Below are 18961 nucleotides of genomic sequence, written 5' to 3' on the forward strand. Positions count from 1 at the left end.
GCCAACACATCTAATTAATAGATATATTAGCGGCTGTTTTTGCGCTTAACATCAGCCCAGAATCGATAGACCATGGACCCATCAAGCTTGTCTGTAACAGAGACAGCTTTTCATTCCCTTCACAGGAGAACAGAACATGGGTCTGCTTATCGATGGACAATGGGTCGACAAATGGTATGACACGGATTCCACCCAAGGCCGTTTCGTCCGCACTGAAGCACAATACCGCAACTGGATCACCGCCGATGGCAGCGCCGGCCCTACCGGCGACGGTGGCTTTCATGCCGAAGCAGGCCGCTACCATCTGTACGTCTCCCTGGCCTGCCCCTGGGCTCACCGCACGCTGATCTTCCGCGCGCTCAAAGGGCTGGAAGACATGATCAGCCTATCCGTGGTCAACCCGCTGATGCGCGAACATGGCTGGACCTTCGACCCCGATGCAGGCGTCGTTGCCGACCCGTTGAATGGTGCTGATTACATGCATCAGGTCTATACCGCCAATGATCCCGACTACAGCGGCCGGGTCACGGTGCCGGTATTGTGGGACAAACAACAGCAGCGAATCGTCAACAACGAGTCGGCGGAAATCATCCGCATGCTCAACAGCGCTTTTGACGGTATCGGCGCCAAGCCGGGCGATTACTATCCAGCAGCACTGCGCGCACAGATCGACGAGATCAATGAGCGTGTTTATGACCGCATCAACAACGGCGTATACAAGGCCGGCTTTGCCACCACCACCGAAGCCTACGAGCAGGCATTCTGGCCGCTGTTCGATATGCTCGATGAGCTTGAGCAACGTCTATCCGGTCAGCGCTACCTGCTGGGCGACGCCCTGACCGAAGCCGACTGGCGGCTGTTCACCACATTGATTCGCTTCGACCCTGTGTACCACGGCCACTTCAAATGCAACCTCAAGCGCATTGTGGATTACCCCAATCTGTCGGCTTATGTGCGCGAGCTGTACCAGTGGCCCGGTGTGGCAGCGACCGTGAACATGCAACACATCAAGGACCATTACTACCGCAGCCACGCCACCATCAACCCGACCGGCATAGTACCGGCTGGCCCGCTGCTGGATCTGGATCGACCGCATGGGCGCGACAGGCTCTGAGCCTGTGCTCACCCGGCACCTGTCCACACAACATGGTCTACAGTAGTGACGAGAAGCCGAACGCTGAAGGCTTCCCCCTACACGCCTGACCAAGAGGATGCCCCATGAGTGATACCGACAAGCCAGCAACCGGCTCGACCATGAGCACCGGCGCACCGGCACCCAGCGATCGCAATTCCCTGACCATTGGCGCCAACGGCCCGATCATGCTCCATGATGTGCACTTCCTGGAGCAGATGGCCCACTTCAACCGTGAAAAGGTGCCCGAGCGCCAACCCCATGCCAAGGGCTCCGGCGCCTTCGGTGTGTTCGAAACCACCGAAGATGTGTCCGCCTACACCAAGGCGGCACTGTTCCAGCGAGGCAGCCAGACCGAGATGCTGGCGCGCTTCTCCACCGTCGCCGGCGAGATGGGTAGCCCGGATACCTGGCGTGACGTACGCGGATTTTCGTTGAAGTTCTATACCGACGAAGGCAACTACGACCTGGTCGGCAACAACACGCCGATCTTTTTCGTGCGTGATCCGATGAAATTCCCCCACTTTATCCGCAGCCAGAAACGCCTGCCTGACTCCGGCCTGCGCGACAACCATATGCAGTGGGACTTCTGGACCAACAACCCCGAGTCGGCGCATCAGGTGACCTACCTGATGGGGCCTCGCGGCCTGCCGCGCACCTGGCGCCACATGAACGGCTACGGCTCCCACACCTACATGTGGATCAACGCTTCCGGCGAACGCTTCTGGGTCAAGTACCACTTCCATACCGAGCAAGGCATGGAGTTCTTCAATAACGCCGAAGCTGCCAACATGGCCGGGATCGATGCGGATTATCACCGCCGCGACCTGTTCGAGGCCATTGCCCGCGGCGAGCACCCGAGCTGGATCATGTCTGTGCAGGTCATGCCCTATGCCGACGCCGCCACCTATCGCTTCAACCCCTTCGATCTGACCAAGATCTGGTCGCACAAGGATTATCCGCTGATCAAGGTCGGCAAGATGACCCTGAACCGCAATCCGGAGAACTTCTTCGCCCAGATCGAGCAGGCGGCCTTCTCCCCCGGCAACACGGTGCCCGGTATAGGCCTGTCTCCCGACAAGATGCTGCTCGGCCGCGCCTTCGCCTACAACGACGCACAACGTAACCGTATCGGTACCAACTTCCATCAGTTGCCGGTAAACCGCCCGAAAGTACCGGTCAACACCTACATGTTCGACGGTCAGATGACCTACGAGCACAGCGGCAACGCACCGGTCTATGTACCCAACAGCGGCGATCGCAGCTGGGCGGACAGTACCGGCAAGATGGAAGATGGCTGGGAAGCGGACGGCGACATGGTGCGCAGCGCCTATACGCTGCATGCCGAGGATGATGACTTCGGCCAGCCGGGAACCCTGGTACGTGAGGTATTCAATGACGAGGAACGCGCCCAGCTGGTCGAGCAGGTCGCCGGCAGTCTGCTCGGTGGCGTGCGTAGCCCAGTGTTGGAGCGTGCCTTTGAATACTGGCGTAACGTCGACGCCGAAGTGGGTCGGCGCATTGAGGAGAAAGTACGCTCTGGAACCGCCAGTCAGCCTGCCGAAGGCATGGGTGAAGCCTGAGCTGACGTTCTGCAGATAATGGGGGCCTGCGCAATGCAGGCCCCCATTTTTATTCAGCCCACAAACCAGGGCAGCAGCAATGCCGTCGCCAGCCCCAGCAGACTCATCCCCAGCGCCGCAAAAGCAGCACATTCGCCACCTTCGCGCAGCGCATGAGCTGTGCCGATGGCATGGGCGTTCATGCCCAGGGTCAGCCCCCGCGCCGCAGGTGAATCAACCCGCGCCAGACGCAGCAGCGGCGGTGCCATCACGGTACCGATCACCCCCGTCAGCATCACCAGCGCCGCGGTCATCGCTGCATCACCGCCAGCCTGTTCGGACAGCAGCATGGCAATCGGCATGGTCACCGACTTGGGCGCCAGCGACATCAGCGTGACGAAGGGCGCACCCAGCAGCCAACCAAGCAGCAGGGTCAGCACCACAATCAGCACACCACCGACCAGCAGGGTGATCAGGATCGGCCACAGCAACACGCGGATGCGCTGGCGTTGCTGGTACAGCGGCACCGCCAGCGCCACGGTCGCCGGGCCGAGCAACAGGGCGATCGGCTCCGCGGCTTCGCGGTAGATGAGGTAATCGATATCCAGCAGCAGGAGCATCGCGATCACCAGCATCAGCGTCACGATTACCGGCTGCAGCAGCAGCGAACCAGTACGACGCTGCACCCAGAGCGCCACCTGATAGGCCGCTATGGTCAACATCGGCGCAAATACCGGGATGGTTACCAGCAGAGCGATCATTGGCGGCTCTCCTGACGGCGGATCAGCCATTGCAGCAGCCAGCCACAGAACGGCACGGCTACCAGTAGCGAGCCAACCAGCGCCAGCGCGATGGGCAACCAGTCCGCCAGCAGGCGATCATGACTGAGCATGATGCCCGACGCCGGCACCACCAGCAGCAGCGGCAGATAGCCGAGCAGTGCTGACGCGGTCCGCTGCAGCGACTCCGGTACCTCGCCGAGGAAAACCAGGCCCAGCACCAGCAGCACCATGCCGATAATCGGTCCCGGCAGCGCCGGCACCAGAAAATGACTGATCACCGCGCCCGCCGCCTGCAGTGCCATCAACCACAGCAGAGCACCCAGATTCATGCCCGCCTCCTTTCACGCGGACCAGGCCCGCCCCGTTCGCACTTGTTTTGCTGGTAATACATGCAGCGACAGCCTCATGGCAATTTGGATTCGACCGGGCACTATGCAACATCAACTAACAAATAAACAGGCTCAGATACCGTGCTGAAAACCGTATCAGCGCCCTGTCATGGCAAGCTGCTCATGGCAGTAATCCCCGCTCCGTCATAACAGAGCGGCCTGCGACAATGCGTCACCCCCTAACTACGCGGCTTTGCTGCTGATACGGTTTTTTATCGAAAACCTGAGTCTGTTTCATATCAGGCCCACTCACGATCATGTCATCAGCCTGATTCATGATTGATGGGGTAGACCATGGGTGAACGTATTCCCGTCGAGATCATCGACGCCACCATTGCACGCAACACGCCTGCCCAGCTCGGCGGGCCGATTCATACCCGCAGCTTCGAAGGGCACTACCGGCGGCTGCGCCTGCTCGGCGCCGGCCTGCTGTTCCTACTGTTCTTCGGCACGGCCTGGCTGAACTGGCACCAGCGTCAGGCCGTGCTGTGGGATCTGGCCAGCCGCAAATTTCACATCTTCGGCGCGACCTTCTGGCCTCAGGATCTGATCCTGCTGTCGGCGATCCTGATCATCGCCGCCTTCGGCCTGTTCTTCATCACGGTGGTCGCCGGACGCATCTGGTGCGGCTACACCTGCCCGCAGAGCGTGTGGACCTGGGTGTTCATGTGGGCGGAGAAGGTCACCGAAGGCGACCGCCACCAGCGCGTGCGCCTCGATGCCGCGCCATGGTCCGTCGCCAAGCTGCTGCGACGCGGCGCCAAGCACGCCATCTGGCTGGGCGTGAGCCTGGCCACGGCGCTCACTTTCGTCGGCTATTTCACGCCGATCCGCGAGCTGGCCGTGGGTCTGTTCACCCTCGACCTGGGCGCCCAGGCAGCGTTCTGGTTGTTCTTCTTCACTGCCGCCACCTATATCAACGCCGGCTGGCTACGCGAGAACGTCTGCCGCGACATGTGCCCCTACGGGCGGTTCCAGAGCGCTATGTTCGACCGCGACACACTGGTCATCGCCTATGACACCGAACGGGGCGAGCAACGCGGACCGCGGCGCCGGGACAGCAAGCCGGCCGAGCAGGGCCTGGGGGATTGCATCGACTGCACCCTGTGCGTGCAGGTCTGCCCAACCGGCATCGATATCCGTGACGGCCTGCAGTTCGAATGCATCGCCTGCGCCGCCTGCATCGATGCCTGCGACAGCGTCATGGACCGCATGGGTTATGCGCGCGGCCTGATCAGCTACACCTCCGAGCGTGCTCAGCAAGGCGGCACCACACGCTGGCTGCGACCCCGGCTGCTTGGCTACGGCAGCATGCTGGCGCTGATGATCGGCCTGTTCGTGGTGGCGCTGCTGGGCCGGCCGATGATGTCGCTGGATGTTAGCCGCGACCGCGGCAATCTGTTTCGCGAGAACAGCGCCGGCCAGCTGGAGAACAGCTACAGTCTCAAGGTGATCAACAAGAGCCAACGACCCGGCCGCTTTCAGATAACCCTCGATGCACCGCAGGGTCTGCAATTGGCGACCCCGACCAGCGTGCAGCTGGCGGCCGAAGATATCCACGATCTGCCGCTCAGTGTGGTCTGGACCGGCGAACAACCTCCCGCGGCACGCCAGCGCATCCGCTTCAGACTCGCCGCAGAGGATGACAACAGCGCACCGGTTGTGGCCGAATCAACCTTTCTGGCACCGGCCAGCTACTGACTGCATGGAACCATTCGATGAAACGCTACGAGCGCCTGGCCGATACCATTGCCGAATTGATTCGCACCGGCATTCTGGCGCCGGGCGAGCGGATTCCTTCGGTGCGCCAGGCCAGCCAGAGCTATGGCGTGAGCCCGTCCACGGTATTCCAGGCCTATTACCTGCTGGAGGATCGCGGGCTGATCCAGGCCCGTGCCCGCTCCGGCTACTTTGTCCGCAGCCTGGCCGGGCTGCCCCTGCCTGACCCGCAGCCCACTCCAGCAGTGCCGCCGACCACCGAGGTCGGCGTCAGCGAGCTGGTATTTTCGGTACTCGGCTCACTGAAGAACCCGCATACGGTGCCCTTCGGCTCGGCCTTTCCCAGCCCCGACCTGTTCCCGATGGCCCGCCTGGCCCGCTCCATGACCAGCAGCCTGCGCAACCTGTCGCCCCATGACATCATCGCCGACATGACCGCAGGCAATCCCGACCTGATGCGCCAGATCGCCCTGCGCTACATGGTCAGCGGGGTCAGGTTGCCGATAGAAGAACTGGTGGTCACCAACGGTGCACTGGAAGCCCTCAACCTCGGGCTGCAGAGCGTGACCCAGGCCGGCGATCTGGTGGCGATCGAGTCACCGACCTTCTATGCCTGCCTGCAGGTACTCGAACGGTTGCAATTGAAGGCCGTGGAGATTCCCGTGCACCCACGGGACGGCATCGATCTGGCGGTACTGCGCGAACGTATGGGCAGCCTGCCGATCAAGGCCTGCTGGTTCATGAGCAGCTTTCAGAACCCACTCGGCGCCAGCCTGGATGACAGCCGCAAACAGCAGTTGTACAACCTGCTGCAGGAGCATCAGGTGCCGCTGATCGAAGACGATGTCTATGCCGAACTGCATTACGGCGAACGTCCGCCCATGCCGATCAAGGGGCTGGACAGCGAAGGGCTGGTGATCCACTGCGGGTCTTTCTCCAAGACCCTGGCACCCGGCTACCGGGTGGGCTGGGTAGCCGGCGGGCGTTTCACCGAGCGCATCGCCCGGCTCAAGCTGATGACCACTATCTCGCCCTCGGTGCCGGCCCAGACCGCCATCGCCGATTACCTGCAGCATGGCGGCTACGATCGCCACCTGCGCAAATTACGCCATGCCCTGCAACGCCAACAGGAGGCGATGCTCGCCTCCGCCGCCCGCCATTTCCCCAAGGGCACCCGCGTGACCCAGCCCGACGGTGGTTATTTCCTCTGGTTCGAGTTTCCCGAGCAGGTCGATTCGCTGCAGTTATTCAGATTAGCCCTGGCCCAGGGCATCAGCCTGGCACCCGGCCCGATCTTCTCCGCCAGCCAGAGCTTTCGCCACTGCGCGCGCCTGAACCACGGCCACGCCTGGGGCCCGGACAGCGAGCAGGCGATGGAACTGCTGGGGCGGATGCTGCGGTCGTTCTGAGCTTCGCCTTCAGCCTCAGCAAACTGAACTGGTCATTCCAGCGCTTCACGCAGCCGCTGTTGATCTGCCACACAGGTCAGCGCCACCTCACTGCGTTGCAACGCGATGGCCGACTGTCTGGCGGCCGCCTGACGAAAGCTCGTACTGCCCCGCCGCTGCAATGCCGCCAGCGACTTCTGCAGCCGCAGCTGCACCTCGATCATCCCAGCGCCATCGCGAGCTATCAGCATGAACGCATCTTCAAGCAAGTCGTCATCGCCCAGCGGCGACAGATGCAGGCGTGCATAGTCGACGGGCACATCGTCCCGCCCACCCGCCCATTGGGACAGCAGGCGCGTCAGACGACCAATCACATCGATGGCCGTGCCCGGGTCATTGACGGCCGGCGATAGCGCCCGCGAGGCGATTTCCGACATGACCGCCAACCCGAAGCGCGGGTCCTGTTCAAAACTACGGTTGGTGTCGATCACAAACTGATCTGCCATCTGCCCGGAAACCTCCGATAGATCCTGCTGCGAATGGAGCCAGACCACCACCGTATCCTCGAACACGAACGCGCCCGGGTTAAGCGGCAAGTAGGCTTCGCAGTCCGCTTCTTCGCATAGGCGGGACAACACCGGGATATCGATAAACTGGATATAGCCGATGGCGCTGGCGTACACCGGAATCGCGCCCGGTGGCACCGCGCCCACATCGGGCCAGGGGTTGGCGCCCAGATAGGGCACCGCCAGGCGCTCGGTCAGCGCCGCGCCGGCAACCTGCTCGACCCGGTCGATGGTCGTGCCCACCCGGCCCAGCGAGATCAGGTGGTTGATCCAGCGCAACAACTGGATCACTACCAGCCCGATAACCACAATAGTGAACAGGAACAGCACCGCCCGCCCACGCTCACCGTAGGAGCCGGTCTTGAGCACAATGATGCCAACGATGCTGAACAGGAAGGCGCCAATGAAGGTCGACAGCACGTTGTTGGTCAGCTCGTCTTCCATCAACAACTTGGTCGCCCGCGGCGTGACGTTGGTGGTTGCCGCGCCAAAGGCCGCGGTCATTACCCCCAGCGAGAATGTCGTGACCGCCAGCATGCTCGAAGCGATGATATTGAGCAGACTATCCACTGCATCCGAGCTCAGGTTGAACGGCATCTCCCAAGGGAAGACCCGCTCCGCGACCAGCGCCAGCACCGCCGTGAGCATCCCCGCGATACCAAAGACCACCGCCCGCCACCACAGCTGGCGTTTTACTCGCTCATAGAGCCAATGCCAGTAATTCACGCCTGCCTCCGCTCCCGTTTCGCTGACTAGAGCGTAGCACCGTCCCGGCAACGTGCAGCAGTGCGAGACCGAGAACGTCAGTGCGGCCAGATCAGGCTGACTCGAACACCAACAACGTCGATGTCGCCGTAGCACACAGGCGGCCATCACCGTCATGCAGCGTGGCTTCGGCAAATGCCACACGACGGCCCATGGACACTACCCGCCCCACCGCCCGCACCAGCCCGCTGTTTTCGCTCATGGCCCGCAGGTAGGACACCTTGAGTTCCAGCGTGGTGTGGCCCTGGCCAGCGGCAAGTCGTGTATGCACGGCCAAGCCGCAGGCACTGTCGAGCAGGGTCGCCGCATAGCCGCCATGCACCGAGCCCATCGGGTTATACACACTGCTATCGGGGCGTCCCTCGATCACCGCATGCCCCTCATCCACCTCCACCAGAGAAAAGCCCAGGGTCTGCCCCATCGGCGCGGCGTGACCGGAAGCCACATACCCCCGAAGCAGGGTCAGCCCATCCGGCCCCGATGACAATGCAGTTTCGCTACTACTCATTCGTTGTTCTCCTTACCAGGGTTCATGGAACGGCCGTACCTCGGCGAGGAACGACCAGGCGCCACGCGGCTGGTGGGCCAGGTGGTAGATCTCATCAGCAATCGCATCGGGATGGATGAAAAAATCATCCTTTGCGTCCGGCAACCGCTCGCGCTGCCAGGGCACATCGATCACCGCATCAACAATCAGATAGGCAACATGGACGCCTTTCGGGCCAAGATCGCGGGCGATGGATTCAGCCAGAATCCGCTGCGCCGCCTTGGTCGGTGCAAACCCGGCAAAAGCCGCCTTGCCCCGCTGCGCCGAGGTATTACCGGTAACAATCAGCGCCCCTTCGCCCGCGCTCACCATCGCCGGTGTGGTCAGTTGCGCCAGACGCAGCAGCGCCATGGTGTTGATGTCGAAATTGCGCTGCAACACAGCCGGGTCGATATCCATGAAGTTACCGAAGGCGCCGCCCACCGCGTTATGGATCACTACCTTCGGCGCACCAATACGCGAGATCGCCGCCTCAAGCGCAGCCGCATCGGTCACATCACAGGGCACGGCAATGGAGTCCGGAATCTCTGCTGCCAGGGCAGCCAACCTATCCGCATTACGCGCCAACATGGCGACGCGGTAACCGCCAGCGGCGAAACGACGGGCCACCGCCGCGCCCGTCCCCGGGCCAACGCCCGTTACCAGAGCCAGGGGCTTATTGTCAGCCTGCATTATTTTGTCTCCTGAAGCGCAAGGTGCTCCCGCACGAAATCGAGGCGGTCATTCCCGAAGAACATGGTTTCGCCGATAAGGATCGTCGGCGAGCCGAATACGCCCCGCGCGGCGGCCTCTTTGGTATTGGCCTCCAGCGCCGCCACCGTGGCAGGGTCATCAATACGAGCGCCCAGCGTCGTCGCATCTATCCCCGCCTCCGTCAGCGCACTCAAAATATCCGCTACCGAGGTCAGCGACTTACCCTCACCCCAGCAGGCACGAAATAGCGCGCCGGTAATGGCCGCCGCCTGTTCAACAGAGTCTGCCGCCAGCACCGCGCGCGAACAGGCCTCGCCGTCCGTGCGCTTCATGTCCCCGGGATTGAGCGGCACCTGGTAACGCTGCGCCCAGCGAACCAGGTCGGCCCGGGCATAGCGGCCCTTTACGGCGCACACCAGGGTCGTCGGCACGTTACCGACTGCATCCATCACCTTCAGCACTGACATCGGCCGCAGAACAATCTCGGCGTTCAACTCGTGAAGCTGACTGTATGCCAGGTAACTGTAGGGACTGCGAAAATCAAAGAAAAACTCCAGCGGTGAAGTCATGGCGGTTCCTGCTCTGTTATTCAATTTATCGGCACGCTTTATACATGATGCTTGTCATGTATGCGTTTTCGATTATGATGACCATCATGTAAAAGTCAACCACCACAGGAGAAGGATCAAGTGAGGGTCAGTCGAGAACAGATGGCCGAGAACCGGCTCAAAATTCTGGATGCCGCCAGCCGGCTGTTTCGCGCCAAGGGGTTCGAAGCGGTCAGCGTGGCTGAGGTGATGAACGCGGCGGGCCTGACCCACGGCGGGTTCTATGGGCACTTCCGCTCCAAGGATGAGTTGATCGCCTGCGCCCTGGCCACCGCTTGTGAATCCACGCCCGGAAGAGGGTTGGATATCGATGCTTACATCAAGGCCTATCTGTCGCCGCGCCACCGCGAAAATGTGTCTGGAGGCTGCCCACTGGCGGGCCTGGCTGCCGAGACCTTGCGCCAGACACCCGAAGCCCGGACAGCTATAACGGACGGGCTACGCGGACAGGTCGAACGCATGACCAGCGCCCTACATGACAAGGGCGTCGCCGATGCGCGACAGGCAGCCATCGGTAATCTGGCCGCCATGGTCGGCGCTTTGGTCTTCGCCCGTGCCTGTGACGATCCGGCCCTGTCTGACGAGCTGCTGGAGCAGACACGGGCCTGGATTGATGCGGCCAATAACCAGGGCAGCAGCGCCTGAACCCCATCTGAATAACAAAGAGAAAAACATGCCCACGCTTTCAGCAACCAGCAGCGCCAACCAGACAAGAGCGCTCACCGGCAGCACCCTGTTTCTGCTCGCCGGGCTGGCGGCGCTGGGCGCGCTGGCGACCAATATCATTCTTCCCGCCTTTCCGCATATTGGCGCCGACCTCGGCGTATCAACCCAGGATCTGGCGCTGACCCTCAGCAGCTTCTTTATCGCCTTCGCCTTCGGGCAACTGCTGGTCGGGCCGCTCTCGGATCGCTTCGGTCGGCAATGGTTGGTGCTGGGAGGGCTGGCGACCTTTGCCCTCGGCAGCCTCCTCTGCGCGCTGGCCGACAGCCTCAGCTTCATGATTGTTGGTCGGGTGGTTCAAGCCCTGGGTGCCTGCGCCGCTGTCGTGCTGTCGCGGGCCATCGCCCGGGATCTGTTTGACGGCGAAGCCCTGGCCCGGGCGCTAGCTCTGGTGATGATCGCCATGTCAGCCGCACCGGGCTTTTCGCCATTGGTGGGCGGCGCTATTCACAGCCTGTTCGGCTGGCAGATCATCTTTATCATGCTGGCCCTGTTCGCCGCCGTGTTGGCTCTGCATTACTGGAGCGGCATCCGCGAAACCCACCCTCCCGCTAATCGCACTGCGCTGACAGCTACCACCGTAGCCAGCGCCTATCGCCGCCTGGCAATGGACGCTCGGTTCGTACTGCCCGCCCTTACCGTAAGTCTGGTGATCGGCGGGCTGTATACCTTCTTCGCCGCCGCCCCTGCCGTACTGATGAACGGCCTCGGCTTCAGCGCCCTGGAGTTGGGTGTGTTCTTTGCCGCCACGGTGTTCATCGTCATGGGCGCCGGCCTGCTCGCCCCACGCCTGGCCCGTCGTTGGGGCCAGTACCGCACCGGTCTGCTCGGCATCAGCATTGCGCTGGCCGGAGGGCTTGCTCTATTCGTTTTCGCCGCCGCACCGAGCCTGCTCACCCTCACCATAGCCATCGTGCTTTATCTCTTCGGCATGGGGCTGATCAACCCACTGGGCACCGCCATCGCCCTCCAGCCCTTTGGTAAACAGGCCGGACTGGCCTCGGCACTGCTCGGCTTTCTGCAAATGAGCTGCGCCGCTATCGGCACCACCCTCGTCGCCGCCTTACCGGTCACCCCCGCACTGGCATTGGCTATCGTGCTATTTGCTGCCTCAGCTCTGGCGCTGGTGCTGTTTATTCCGGTCGAACAAAACCGGTCTCGAACTGCGGAAGGTCATCATTGATCGGCCACCAGTTGGTTTTTGAACCCACATAGATATGCGCACCAGGCGATGTAGCCAGCGGCTCGCTCAGCAAGCCGGCACGGATGCGCAGCACACCCGGCATACCATCCTTGGTGCTGTACAGCGGTGATCCGCAATGACTGCAGAACACCCGATGCTTACCGGGGGATGACTCGAAGGACTTGAGCAGCTCCGCACCGCTGAGCAGGGTGAAGGCACTTTCCTGCACCGGGATATTGCTCGCGAAGGGCGTGCCTTGTGCTCGCCTGCACTGGGAGCAATGGCAGACCTGAATCGGCTCAAGCTCACCCACAATTTGGAAGCGCACTCCGCCGCATTGGCAATGGCCTGTGTACATGGATATCTCCGGTGTTGATGACTCAGGGTTTCGACGGCGCATCGGTATCGGCGCCATGGTTCAGGTGCCGGCGACCCAGCATCCGTAGATGGTATGCAGCGAGACCTATCACTAATCTCAAGAATGCACTGCCAACACCCAATATGGCCAGATCGGAAGCCGTCACCATGCCCAGCCCGGCATATTGCATGACTGCTTGATCCACGCCTGCAGCTGAGCAGATTCCAGCTCTTCAGAACGCCTGATTTTCACGTAACGCGTTTCATCCCCAAGCTCCGGCGGTGCATCGAGCCGGCTGCCATTGAGGAAAACGATATTGAAAGAGACATCATAAGCCGCGAGTTCGATACACCAGCCCCGACCGGCCGAACCGTAATACGCCTTGCTCCATTTAACGGCGTAGCGTGGCTCATCCAGCAGCATACCGATCTGCTTATCCAGCGCCTTGAGGAGCGGGGTCAGGGCAGGCCTGGCATCGGCAATCCAGTCATCGATGAGTTGATGATTCTCACCGGGCGCTGGTGGTTTTTTCGATGAAAGCGGTTTATGAGTTTTCATAGCTGATCTATCCCCTGCACCATCTGCGAACTACTTGAGACCTTCACTTTCCATGACTTGCTCAGGTGATGGTGATGCCGATTATCATCGAGAAAACCTCCTGTACCGCCTAGCGTCGGCTGCATGTCCTGTTTATACATCTTCATCCTTCGGGCCGACCCAAAAGAGGGGATTGTGCGCGATCTCCCAAAGATAGCCGTCGGGATCGGCAAAGTATCCGGAGTAACCACCCCAAAACACCTTCTGAGCAGGTTTCACCAGTTTAGCCCCTGCTGAAACGGCCTGTTCCATGAGTTCGTCCACGGCCGCTTCCGAATCCACATTATGCGCAATTGTGAAACCGGCAAAGCCGCTGCCAGCCGAAGGTACTCCCACATCTTCCGCCAACGCTTCGCGGCCATATAGTCCGAGCCAACTGCCATTGAGCGTAAAGAACGCTACCTCTGGCGGTGAGTCCATCCTCGGAAGACCAAGCCCCTGCTCATAGAAGTGAGCCGACTCTTTCAAATCCCTGACGCCCAGGGTAATCATGCTGATCCTTGGATTCATGCAGAACCCTCCTCTGATGTAACGTAAAACGGTCGAGACATTGTTCACTTCCTCCAAGCTGCTGAAATAGCAACAGCAATGCGCGGTCGTCTGGTAGTCGAACAGGAAGACGCGATTTCGACAGGAACGAGACAATATTCTCGCACTTCGTCGAGAAAGTGATCCGGCCACGCGCTTTTTCACTCCGGGCTAAACGGGAGTCTCGGTGCGTGTCCACTGAGCAACGGGGCGAACGTCACGTCGTTTTCGAGCGTATTCCGGATGATCTGCTAGGCTGAAATGAATACCTCCCACTACTCAGCGGGGAGCTACTGCCAGTGCCTACTTACCTCCCTGACAGCCGCAGCATACTTGCCTTCACCGCCAGTCTTGTCGGCGTGAGCATACTCTTCTTGCTGGTCACTCTGACGACCGGCACGCAGGCCCAGCAGAGCCAACACAGTGCCATCGTGCTCACGGTTGAAGGCGCTATCGGCCCGGCGACGATGGACTATGTGGCACGGGGTATCGAGCAGGCGGAAGAAGAGCAGGCAGCCTTGGTGGTCATCCGCATGGATACTCCGGGAGGCCTCATGGAATCCATGCGCATGATCATCCGGGACATCCTGGCCTCGCCCGTACCCGTAGCCACGTACGTGACGCCCGCCGGTGCTCGTGCGGCCAGTGCCGGCACCTACATCCTGTATGGCAGCCACATTGCCGCAATGACGCCAGCTACGCATCTGGGATCGGCTACCCCCGTGCAGATAAGCCCAATGCCGGGCGCCGACAAGCCGGAGCCGGCATCTGACCCAGATGCCAAGGAGAATAAAGGTGAACCCCGGCGGGGTAACACTGCGATGGAGCGCAAGGTACTGGAGGATTCGGTTGCCTACATCCGCAGCCTGGCTGAACGCCATGGCCGCAACGCCGACTGGGCGGAAGAAGCGGTGCGCGAAGCGGTCAATCTGAACGCGCAGCAAGCGCTGGAGCGCAACATCGTGGATGTTGTCGCCACTGATGTCGAGGATCTGCTGCAACAGATCAATGGCCGTAGCGTGGTGATGACGTCGGGTAACCAGACCCTTGAGACCGCCAACCTGACGATCAAGCAGGTGGATCCGAACTGGCGGACCCGGCTGCTGTCAGTTATCACCAATCCCAACATCGCTTTCTTTCTGATGATCATCGGTTTTTACGGGATCATTTTCGAGCTGTCGAACCCCGGACAATTGTTCCCGGGCATTCTCGGCGCGGTATGTCTTATCCTGGCTCTGTTCGCGTTCCAGATCCTGTCGGTCAACTATGCCGGGTTGGCGCTGATCATACTCGGGCTGGCACTGATCATGGCTGAAGCATTCGCCCCCAGCTTCGGTATTCTCGGTGTTGGCGGGATCATTGCGTTCATTTTCGGCTCGGTGATTCTGATGGACGGTACGCACCAGCAGGTGTCGCTACCAATGATTGGGGGAATCGCTGCCGTCGCTGCCGGCTTCATGCTGTGGGTCCTGACCCGAATTGTCCGTCTGCGGCGCCTGCCGGCAACCAGTGGGGTCGACAATATGGTAGGGCAAGACGGTATCGCTGCCGACGACTTCCAACTGTGGGCAGGCGCTCGGCAAGGGCGTTACCGCGGCCACGTGCAAGTCAGCGGCGAACGCTGGAACGCCGTGTCTGATCATCCTGTCCAGGCTGGGCAACCGGTTCTTATCGAGAAAGTGGAGGGCCTGTTGCTGCATCTCAAACCCATCCATGACAAACGCAACCCATAATTTCGGGAGGATCCATCATGTTCGAGCTCGCATCCTATCTGGTCCCGCTGTTTCTGCTGTTTATCATTCTAGCCTCGGCCATCCGGATTCTGCCCGAGTACCAGCGCGGGGTCGTGTTCTTTCTCGGTCGCTTTCAGGGCGTCAAGGGCCCCGGTCTGATCTTCATTCTTCCCGGCATCCAGCAGATGGTACGGGTAGATCTTCGGGTGGTTGCGCTGGATATTCCCGCCCAGGACGTCATATCCAAGGACAACGTGACCGTGCGAGTCAACGCGGTTCTCTACTATCGCGTGGTTGATCCGGAGCGGGCAATCATTCGAGTCGAGAATTTCGCCGATGCGACCAGCCAGTTGGCACAAACTACACTGCGCTCGGTGCTCGGCAAGCACGACCTCGACGAAATGCTCTCCGAACGGGACAAGCTCAACTCGGATATCCAGGAGATTCTGGATGCCCAGACTGACGAGTGGGGCATCAAGGTGGCGAACGTCGAGATCAAGCATGTGGATCTTAACGAGTCGATGGTGCGCGCCATTGCCCGTCAGGCCGAAGCTGAGCGAGAACGCCGCGCCAAGGTGATTCATGCCGAAGGTGAGTTACAGGCCTCGGAAAAACTGGTCGAAGCGGCGCGGATCATGTCCAGTGAACCAGGGGCGATGCAACTGCGCTATTTGCAGACATTGGCGGATATGAGTACCAGCAACGCCTCCACGATCATTTTCCCGTTGCCGATAGATCTGATTCACAACCTGATCAAGAGCCATGAGCAAGGCTCCTGAGGAGGATGGCTAACGTCAGGCTTTGGCGCGAGTCACTCGAATGAATCCATAAGCAGAACAGTGCCAGGTGACCTTTGGTGCCGGTTAATCAGCGGCACCAACCTCTTGAAATGCTCAGTATTGCAGTGCGCGTCCAAAGCCGCGCGATCAGGCCATTCCTCTATAAATATGAAATGCCCAGGGTCCTTCTGGTCAATGAAAAGATCATAGGCCAGGCACAGCGGTTCTTCTTTGGTCTTTGCTACCAGCTCCCGATACAGAGGCATGACCTTCTCGATACATTCCGGCTTGATGAAGTCCTGAGCAATTACTTTAAGCATGTAGTTTTATGTCCGTTATCCCTTCTCGTCCAGCCACGCTATCACACTGAGTCACAAGTACCACAAATCCATGAACTCGTTCACCGGCATCTCCTCCAGCGCCTGCTGACTATCGCAGGCGGCAAGGATCGCCGCCGCCTGCTTCGGCCCGAAATGGCCGGCCACGGCCGCCTCGCACTTCTCCAGCAATAGCGGAATCCCCTCAGCCCGGCGGCGGCGGTGGCCAAGCGGATATTCGACCGCGACCCGCTCGGTCTTGCCGCCGTCCTTGAAAAAAACCTGGATAGCGTTGCCGATGGAACGCTTGGCCGGATCGAAGTAATCCTTGCTGAAAGCTGCGTTCTCAACCATCTCCATCTTGCCGCGCAGTACATCGATGCGCGGATCGACAGCCACAGCGTCCTCATAGTGCTCCGCCGTCAGCTCCCCGTACATCAACGGAATGGCAATCATGTATTGCAGGCAGTGATCCCGGTCGGCAGGATTGTCCAGCGGTCCGATCTTGTTGATGATGCGCATGCCGGCTTCCTGAGTTTCGACCCTGATCCGGTCGACCTGACCAAGCAACTTGGTGCATGCCGGATACCGCAAAGCCAGGATAAGGCCTTGTGGTGTTCCTTCACGCGCAGCTGTGCCAGCTCATGCACTACGACCATGCGCAATAGCGGTTCAGGGAGGGTTTTGAAGATGGTTCACCGCTACGTTTTGATGATGTTGGGCCTAAACGTCTGCTCTTCGCCCAAACCCGCGAGGTGTGCCGAAGAGTTGCAAAGGATATCTACAACAGATGGCCGGCAGGCTTGTCACCCCGCGACCGAACAATGTCTTTTTATCCGGTACATCTCTCCATCCGCGTGGCTGAGCAGACTATCAGCATCCTCCCCGTCCGCAGGATAACAGGCCACGCCAATACTGCAGGACGGCATTCTGATTTCGCCGAACTCAGCACCCAGCGGCTCGGCCATGGCCTTGAGAATCTGTTCTACTTTGCTGGAAACAGCATCTTCCGACTGAATATCCGTCAAAAGAACAGTGAACTCGTCCCCACCCATGCGGGCCACCGTGTCCGTTTCACGTAAGCAGCCTTCCAGCCGTCGTGCAACCACACAGAGCACACGATCGCCCGCCGCATGGCCGTGGGTATCATTGATTCTCTTGAAGTCATTGATATCCAGAAACAGCAAAGCCAGAGTGGCCTGGTGGCGGCGTGCCGATCGCAAGGCCGAGTCCAGTCGCTCATTGAACAGCGACCGATTTGTCAATTCTGTCAGCGGATCATGATGGGCGAGGAAGCGCAATTTCGCCTCGGCCTGCCTTAGGGCCGTCACATCCCGCGCAACACCGATCCGCGCACCCACCTCCTCGGACCATCGCGCAGACCACAGGATGTGTGCGACACCTCCATCCTTGCGGATATAACGGTTGTAAAAATCAACGTGGGGCTGAGCATTCATGACCCGGACAATAGAGGCTCGTGTGGCCGCCAGGTCTTCAGGATGCATATAGTCTGTGATCAATGTGCCCATCAACTCATCAGCGCTATAACCGAGCAGCTGCTCACAGGCATTACTCACAAATACAATCTGGTCGCCCCTATCAACCACGAAGACAGTGTCCATAATCAAATTGATCAGCTTCGGGTAGAGCGCTTGCAGGTCAACGGGCATAGGTCAGGGGAGTCCGCTTCACATATCTCGATTTATTGAATAACGGGAACGGATTGATTACCGCGTTCACTTCCTGGCCGACGCTGTCCTCGCTGATCCAGAAATAATAATACCATATGGCCAGTATAACCATCATTTCCATGGCAAACCCAACTCGACCCACAACGCCCATATCCGGGGTGGAGATCCTGCGGGAGCGCTCAAGCCAACGCCCCTGACCGGATAACGTGCACACCCGGCTGCGCGGCAATAGCCGCCTCCAGCAAGGCCAGGGCAATATTATCAGCCGGGTTAACGCGCCAGTTCCGGGGCAAAAGCGGGCCAAGGGCTTTCAGTACCCACTCCCCCGTCCGCTCTCCTGCCCGAAACGCCTGACGTGGGCCGCTGATCAAGCCCGGTCTCACATGGGTGACCGAAGTGAAACCACAGCCGGCCAGATCACGCTCCAATTCCCCTTTGACCCGGTTATAGAAAAAGCGCGAAGTCGCATCGGCGCCCACCGCAGAGTTGAGAGCATAAGTCGGTGTACCGTGCTGTCGGGCGAGTTTCGCCACCGCCAGGGGATAGTCATAGTCCACGCGCCTGAATGCTTCCCTGGATCCAGCCAGCTTCATGGTTGTGCCAAGGGTGCATATCACCGCATCGGCTTGCCACCAGGGCGCATCTGCCGGGAGTTGCTCGAAATCAATCAAGGGCGCGAACAGCTTCGGGTGCTCATCCAGCGCGCGACGCGAAGGTGCCACCACCTCGCTGATACGCTCATCGGCCAGTGCCCGTTGCAGCACATGACTGCCGACCAAACCGCTTGCCCCTACCAACAATAACTTCATTCAAGATTCTCCAGCCCAGCTCAGCCGCGTGATATAGAACCGTCCGGGTATTCTTCTTCAGTCACCATAATTCATCATGACATCTCACGCCG

The 18961-nt window shown here is 60.2% G+C and carries 21 protein-coding genes; 8 read left to right on the forward strand and 13 right to left on the reverse strand.

Annotation, left to right across the window (positions count from 1 at the left end):
* Window positions 1–136: 136 nt before the first annotated feature.
* Both INT39_RS15695 and INT39_RS15700 read left to right on the forward strand, forming a co-directional pair.
* The gene (locus tag INT39_RS15695) at window positions 137–1114 is read left to right on the forward strand and encodes a glutathione S-transferase family protein (protein WP_193074943.1); all 978 of its coding nucleotides are present in this window, start codon (window positions 137–139) and stop codon (window positions 1112–1114) included.
* A 104-nt stretch (window positions 1115–1218) separates the two neighbouring features.
* Window positions 1219–2715, forward strand: a complete 1497-nt coding sequence (locus INT39_RS15700) for a catalase (protein WP_193074944.1) — start codon at window positions 1219–1221, stop codon at window positions 2713–2715.
* A 53-nt stretch (window positions 2716–2768) separates the two neighbouring features.
* Here INT39_RS15700 and INT39_RS15705 read toward each other — a convergent pair whose 3' ends face one another.
* Together INT39_RS15705 and INT39_RS15710 are read right to left on the reverse strand one after the other, a co-directional pair.
* The gene (locus INT39_RS15705; protein WP_193074945.1) at window positions 2769–3455 is read right to left on the reverse strand and encodes an LrgB family protein; all 687 of its coding nucleotides are present in this window, start codon (window positions 3453–3455) and stop codon (window positions 2769–2771) included.
* Window positions 3452–3805 carry a CidA/LrgA family protein gene (locus INT39_RS15710; RefSeq protein ID WP_193074946.1) on the reverse strand — a complete coding sequence of 118 codons (354 nt, stop codon included), beginning with the start codon at window positions 3803–3805 and terminating at the stop codon, window positions 3452–3454. Before INT39_RS15710 ends, INT39_RS15705 begins: the two co-directional genes overlap by 4 nt.
* A gap of 354 nt (window positions 3806–4159) precedes the next feature.
* On the opposite strand from INT39_RS15710, the gene ccoG reads away from it, so the two are divergent.
* Entirely contained in the window at window positions 4160–5566 is a 1407-nt protein-coding gene (gene ccoG, locus INT39_RS15715) for a cytochrome c oxidase accessory protein CcoG (protein ID WP_193074947.1), read from the forward strand.
* Window positions 5567–5583: 17 nt separating this feature from the next.
* Complete coding sequence (gene mapR / locus INT39_RS15720) at window positions 5584–6993, forward strand: GntR family transcriptional regulator MpaR (protein WP_193074948.1); 1410 nt, start codon at window positions 5584–5586, stop codon at window positions 6991–6993.
* A 32-nt stretch (window positions 6994–7025) separates the two neighbouring features.
* Here the strand turns inward: mapR and INT39_RS15725 are convergent, their stop codons facing one another.
* The 4 genes from INT39_RS15725 to INT39_RS15740 form a co-directional block, all read right to left on the reverse strand.
* Window positions 7026–8264 (reverse strand): DUF2254 domain-containing protein, encoded by a 1239-nt coding sequence (locus INT39_RS15725; RefSeq protein ID WP_319021371.1) that lies wholly within the window; start codon window positions 8262–8264, stop codon window positions 7026–7028.
* A 91-nt stretch (window positions 8265–8355) separates the two neighbouring features.
* The gene (locus INT39_RS15730) at window positions 8356–8811 is read right to left on the reverse strand and encodes a PaaI family thioesterase (protein WP_193074949.1); all 456 of its coding nucleotides are present in this window, start codon (window positions 8809–8811) and stop codon (window positions 8356–8358) included.
* A 12-nt stretch (window positions 8812–8823) separates the two neighbouring features.
* On the reverse strand, window positions 8824–9522 hold the full coding sequence (locus INT39_RS15735) for an SDR family NAD(P)-dependent oxidoreductase (protein ID WP_193074950.1): 699 nt from the start codon (window positions 9520–9522) through the stop codon (window positions 8824–8826).
* Entirely contained in the window at window positions 9522–10112 is a 591-nt protein-coding gene (locus INT39_RS15740) for a 2-hydroxychromene-2-carboxylate isomerase (protein WP_193074951.1), read from the reverse strand. The genes INT39_RS15735 and INT39_RS15740 overlap by 1 nt, the downstream gene beginning before the upstream one ends.
* A gap of 120 nt (window positions 10113–10232) precedes the next feature.
* Between INT39_RS15740 and INT39_RS15745 the strand changes: the two genes are divergently transcribed.
* Together INT39_RS15745 and INT39_RS15750 are read left to right on the forward strand one after the other, a co-directional pair.
* A complete protein-coding gene (locus INT39_RS15745; RefSeq protein ID WP_193074952.1) occupies window positions 10233–10796 on the forward strand; it encodes a TetR/AcrR family transcriptional regulator in 564 nt (187 codons plus the stop codon).
* Between the two features lie 28 nt (window positions 10797–10824).
* Window positions 10825–12057 (forward strand): multidrug effflux MFS transporter, encoded by a 1233-nt coding sequence (locus INT39_RS15750; protein ID WP_193074953.1) that lies wholly within the window; start codon window positions 10825–10827, stop codon window positions 12055–12057.
* Here INT39_RS15750 and INT39_RS15755 read toward each other — a convergent pair.
* The 3 genes from INT39_RS15755 to INT39_RS15765 all read right to left on the reverse strand — a co-directional run bounded on the left by INT39_RS15755 (window position 12008) and on the right by INT39_RS15765 (window position 13522).
* Window positions 12008–12415: a GFA family protein gene (locus tag INT39_RS15755; RefSeq protein ID WP_193074954.1), complete on the reverse strand. Its 408-nt coding sequence runs from the start codon at window positions 12413–12415 to the stop codon at window positions 12008–12010. The genes INT39_RS15750 and INT39_RS15755 overlap by 50 nt on opposite strands.
* Before the next feature lie 162 nt (window positions 12416–12577).
* Entirely contained in the window at window positions 12578–12973 is a 396-nt protein-coding gene (locus INT39_RS15760) for a hypothetical protein (RefSeq protein ID WP_226944830.1), read from the reverse strand.
* Between the two features lie 132 nt (window positions 12974–13105).
* Window positions 13106–13522 carry a VOC family protein gene (locus INT39_RS15765; protein WP_193074955.1) on the reverse strand — a complete coding sequence of 139 codons (417 nt, stop codon included), beginning with the start codon at window positions 13520–13522 and terminating at the stop codon, window positions 13106–13108.
* Between the two features lie 317 nt (window positions 13523–13839).
* Here INT39_RS15765 and INT39_RS15770 point away from each other — a divergent pair, with 317 nt between their 5' ends.
* A complete protein-coding gene (locus INT39_RS15770; protein WP_319021372.1) occupies window positions 13840–15273 on the forward strand; it encodes a nodulation protein NfeD in 1434 nt (477 codons plus the stop codon).
* Between the two features lie 17 nt (window positions 15274–15290).
* A complete protein-coding gene (locus tag INT39_RS15775; RefSeq protein ID WP_193074956.1) occupies window positions 15291–16052 on the forward strand; it encodes a slipin family protein in 762 nt (253 codons plus the stop codon).
* Window positions 16053–16084: 32 nt separating this feature from the next.
* Here INT39_RS15775 and INT39_RS15780 read toward each other — a convergent pair whose 3' ends face one another.
* From INT39_RS15780 to INT39_RS15800, 4 genes are all read right to left on the reverse strand, one after another.
* Complete coding sequence (locus INT39_RS15780; RefSeq protein ID WP_193074957.1) at window positions 16085–16372, reverse strand: putative quinol monooxygenase; 288 nt, start codon at window positions 16370–16372, stop codon at window positions 16085–16087.
* 51 nt (window positions 16373–16423) lie between these two features.
* A complete protein-coding gene (locus INT39_RS15785; RefSeq protein WP_226944831.1) occupies window positions 16424–16963 on the reverse strand; it encodes a hypothetical protein in 540 nt (179 codons plus the stop codon).
* Between the two features lie 212 nt (window positions 16964–17175).
* The gene (locus INT39_RS15795; RefSeq protein WP_193074958.1) at window positions 17176–18039 is read right to left on the reverse strand and encodes a sensor domain-containing diguanylate cyclase; all 864 of its coding nucleotides are present in this window, start codon (window positions 18037–18039) and stop codon (window positions 17176–17178) included.
* A 200-nt stretch (window positions 18040–18239) separates the two neighbouring features.
* Window positions 18240–18869 carry an NAD-dependent dehydratase gene (locus tag INT39_RS15800; RefSeq protein WP_193074959.1) on the reverse strand — a complete coding sequence of 210 codons (630 nt, stop codon included), beginning with the start codon at window positions 18867–18869 and terminating at the stop codon, window positions 18240–18242.
* Between the last annotated feature and the right edge of the window lie 92 nt (window positions 18870–18961).

It is taken from the genome of Pseudomonas sp. FME51 (assembly GCF_014897305.1).

Excerpts from the sequence above, each read along its gene's own strand:
- INT39_RS15695 (WP_193074943.1), top strand. The coding sequence starts at position 137 with ATGGGTCTGCTTATCGATGGACAATGGGTCGACAAATGGTATGACACG.
- INT39_RS15700 (WP_193074944.1), top strand. The coding sequence starts at position 1,219 with ATGAGTGATACCGACAAGCCAGCAACCGGCTCGACCATGAGCACCGGC.
- INT39_RS15705 (WP_193074945.1), bottom strand. The coding sequence starts at position 3,455 with ATGATCGCTCTGCTGGTAACCATCCCGGTATTTGCGCCGATGTTGACC.
- INT39_RS15710 (WP_193074946.1), bottom strand. The coding sequence starts at position 3,805 with ATGAATCTGGGTGCTCTGCTGTGGTTGATGGCACTGCAGGCGGCGGGC.
- ccoG (WP_193074947.1), top strand. The coding sequence starts at position 4,160 with ATGGGTGAACGTATTCCCGTCGAGATCATCGACGCCACCATTGCACGC.
- mapR (WP_193074948.1), top strand. The coding sequence starts at position 5,584 with ATGAAACGCTACGAGCGCCTGGCCGATACCATTGCCGAATTGATTCGC.
- INT39_RS15730 (WP_193074949.1), bottom strand. The coding sequence starts at position 8,811 with ATGAGTAGTAGCGAAACTGCATTGTCATCGGGGCCGGATGGGCTGACC.
- INT39_RS15735 (WP_193074950.1), bottom strand. The coding sequence starts at position 9,522 with ATGCAGGCTGACAATAAGCCCCTGGCTCTGGTAACGGGCGTTGGCCCG.
- INT39_RS15740 (WP_193074951.1), bottom strand. The coding sequence starts at position 10,112 with ATGACTTCACCGCTGGAGTTTTTCTTTGATTTTCGCAGTCCCTACAGT.
- INT39_RS15750 (WP_193074953.1), top strand. The coding sequence starts at position 10,825 with ATGCCCACGCTTTCAGCAACCAGCAGCGCCAACCAGACAAGAGCGCTC.
- INT39_RS15755 (WP_193074954.1), bottom strand. The coding sequence starts at position 12,415 with ATGTACACAGGCCATTGCCAATGCGGCGGAGTGCGCTTCCAAATTGTG.
- INT39_RS15760 (WP_226944830.1), bottom strand. The coding sequence starts at position 12,973 with ATGAAAACTCATAAACCGCTTTCATCGAAAAAACCACCAGCGCCCGGT.
- INT39_RS15765 (WP_193074955.1), bottom strand. The coding sequence starts at position 13,522 with ATGAATCCAAGGATCAGCATGATTACCCTGGGCGTCAGGGATTTGAAA.
- INT39_RS15775 (WP_193074956.1), top strand. The coding sequence starts at position 15,291 with ATGTTCGAGCTCGCATCCTATCTGGTCCCGCTGTTTCTGCTGTTTATC.
- INT39_RS15780 (WP_193074957.1), bottom strand. The coding sequence starts at position 16,372 with ATGCTTAAAGTAATTGCTCAGGACTTCATCAAGCCGGAATGTATCGAG.
- INT39_RS15795 (WP_193074958.1), bottom strand. The coding sequence starts at position 18,039 with ATGCCCGTTGACCTGCAAGCGCTCTACCCGAAGCTGATCAATTTGATT.
- INT39_RS15800 (WP_193074959.1), bottom strand. The coding sequence starts at position 18,869 with ATGAAGTTATTGTTGGTAGGGGCAAGCGGTTTGGTCGGCAGTCATGTG.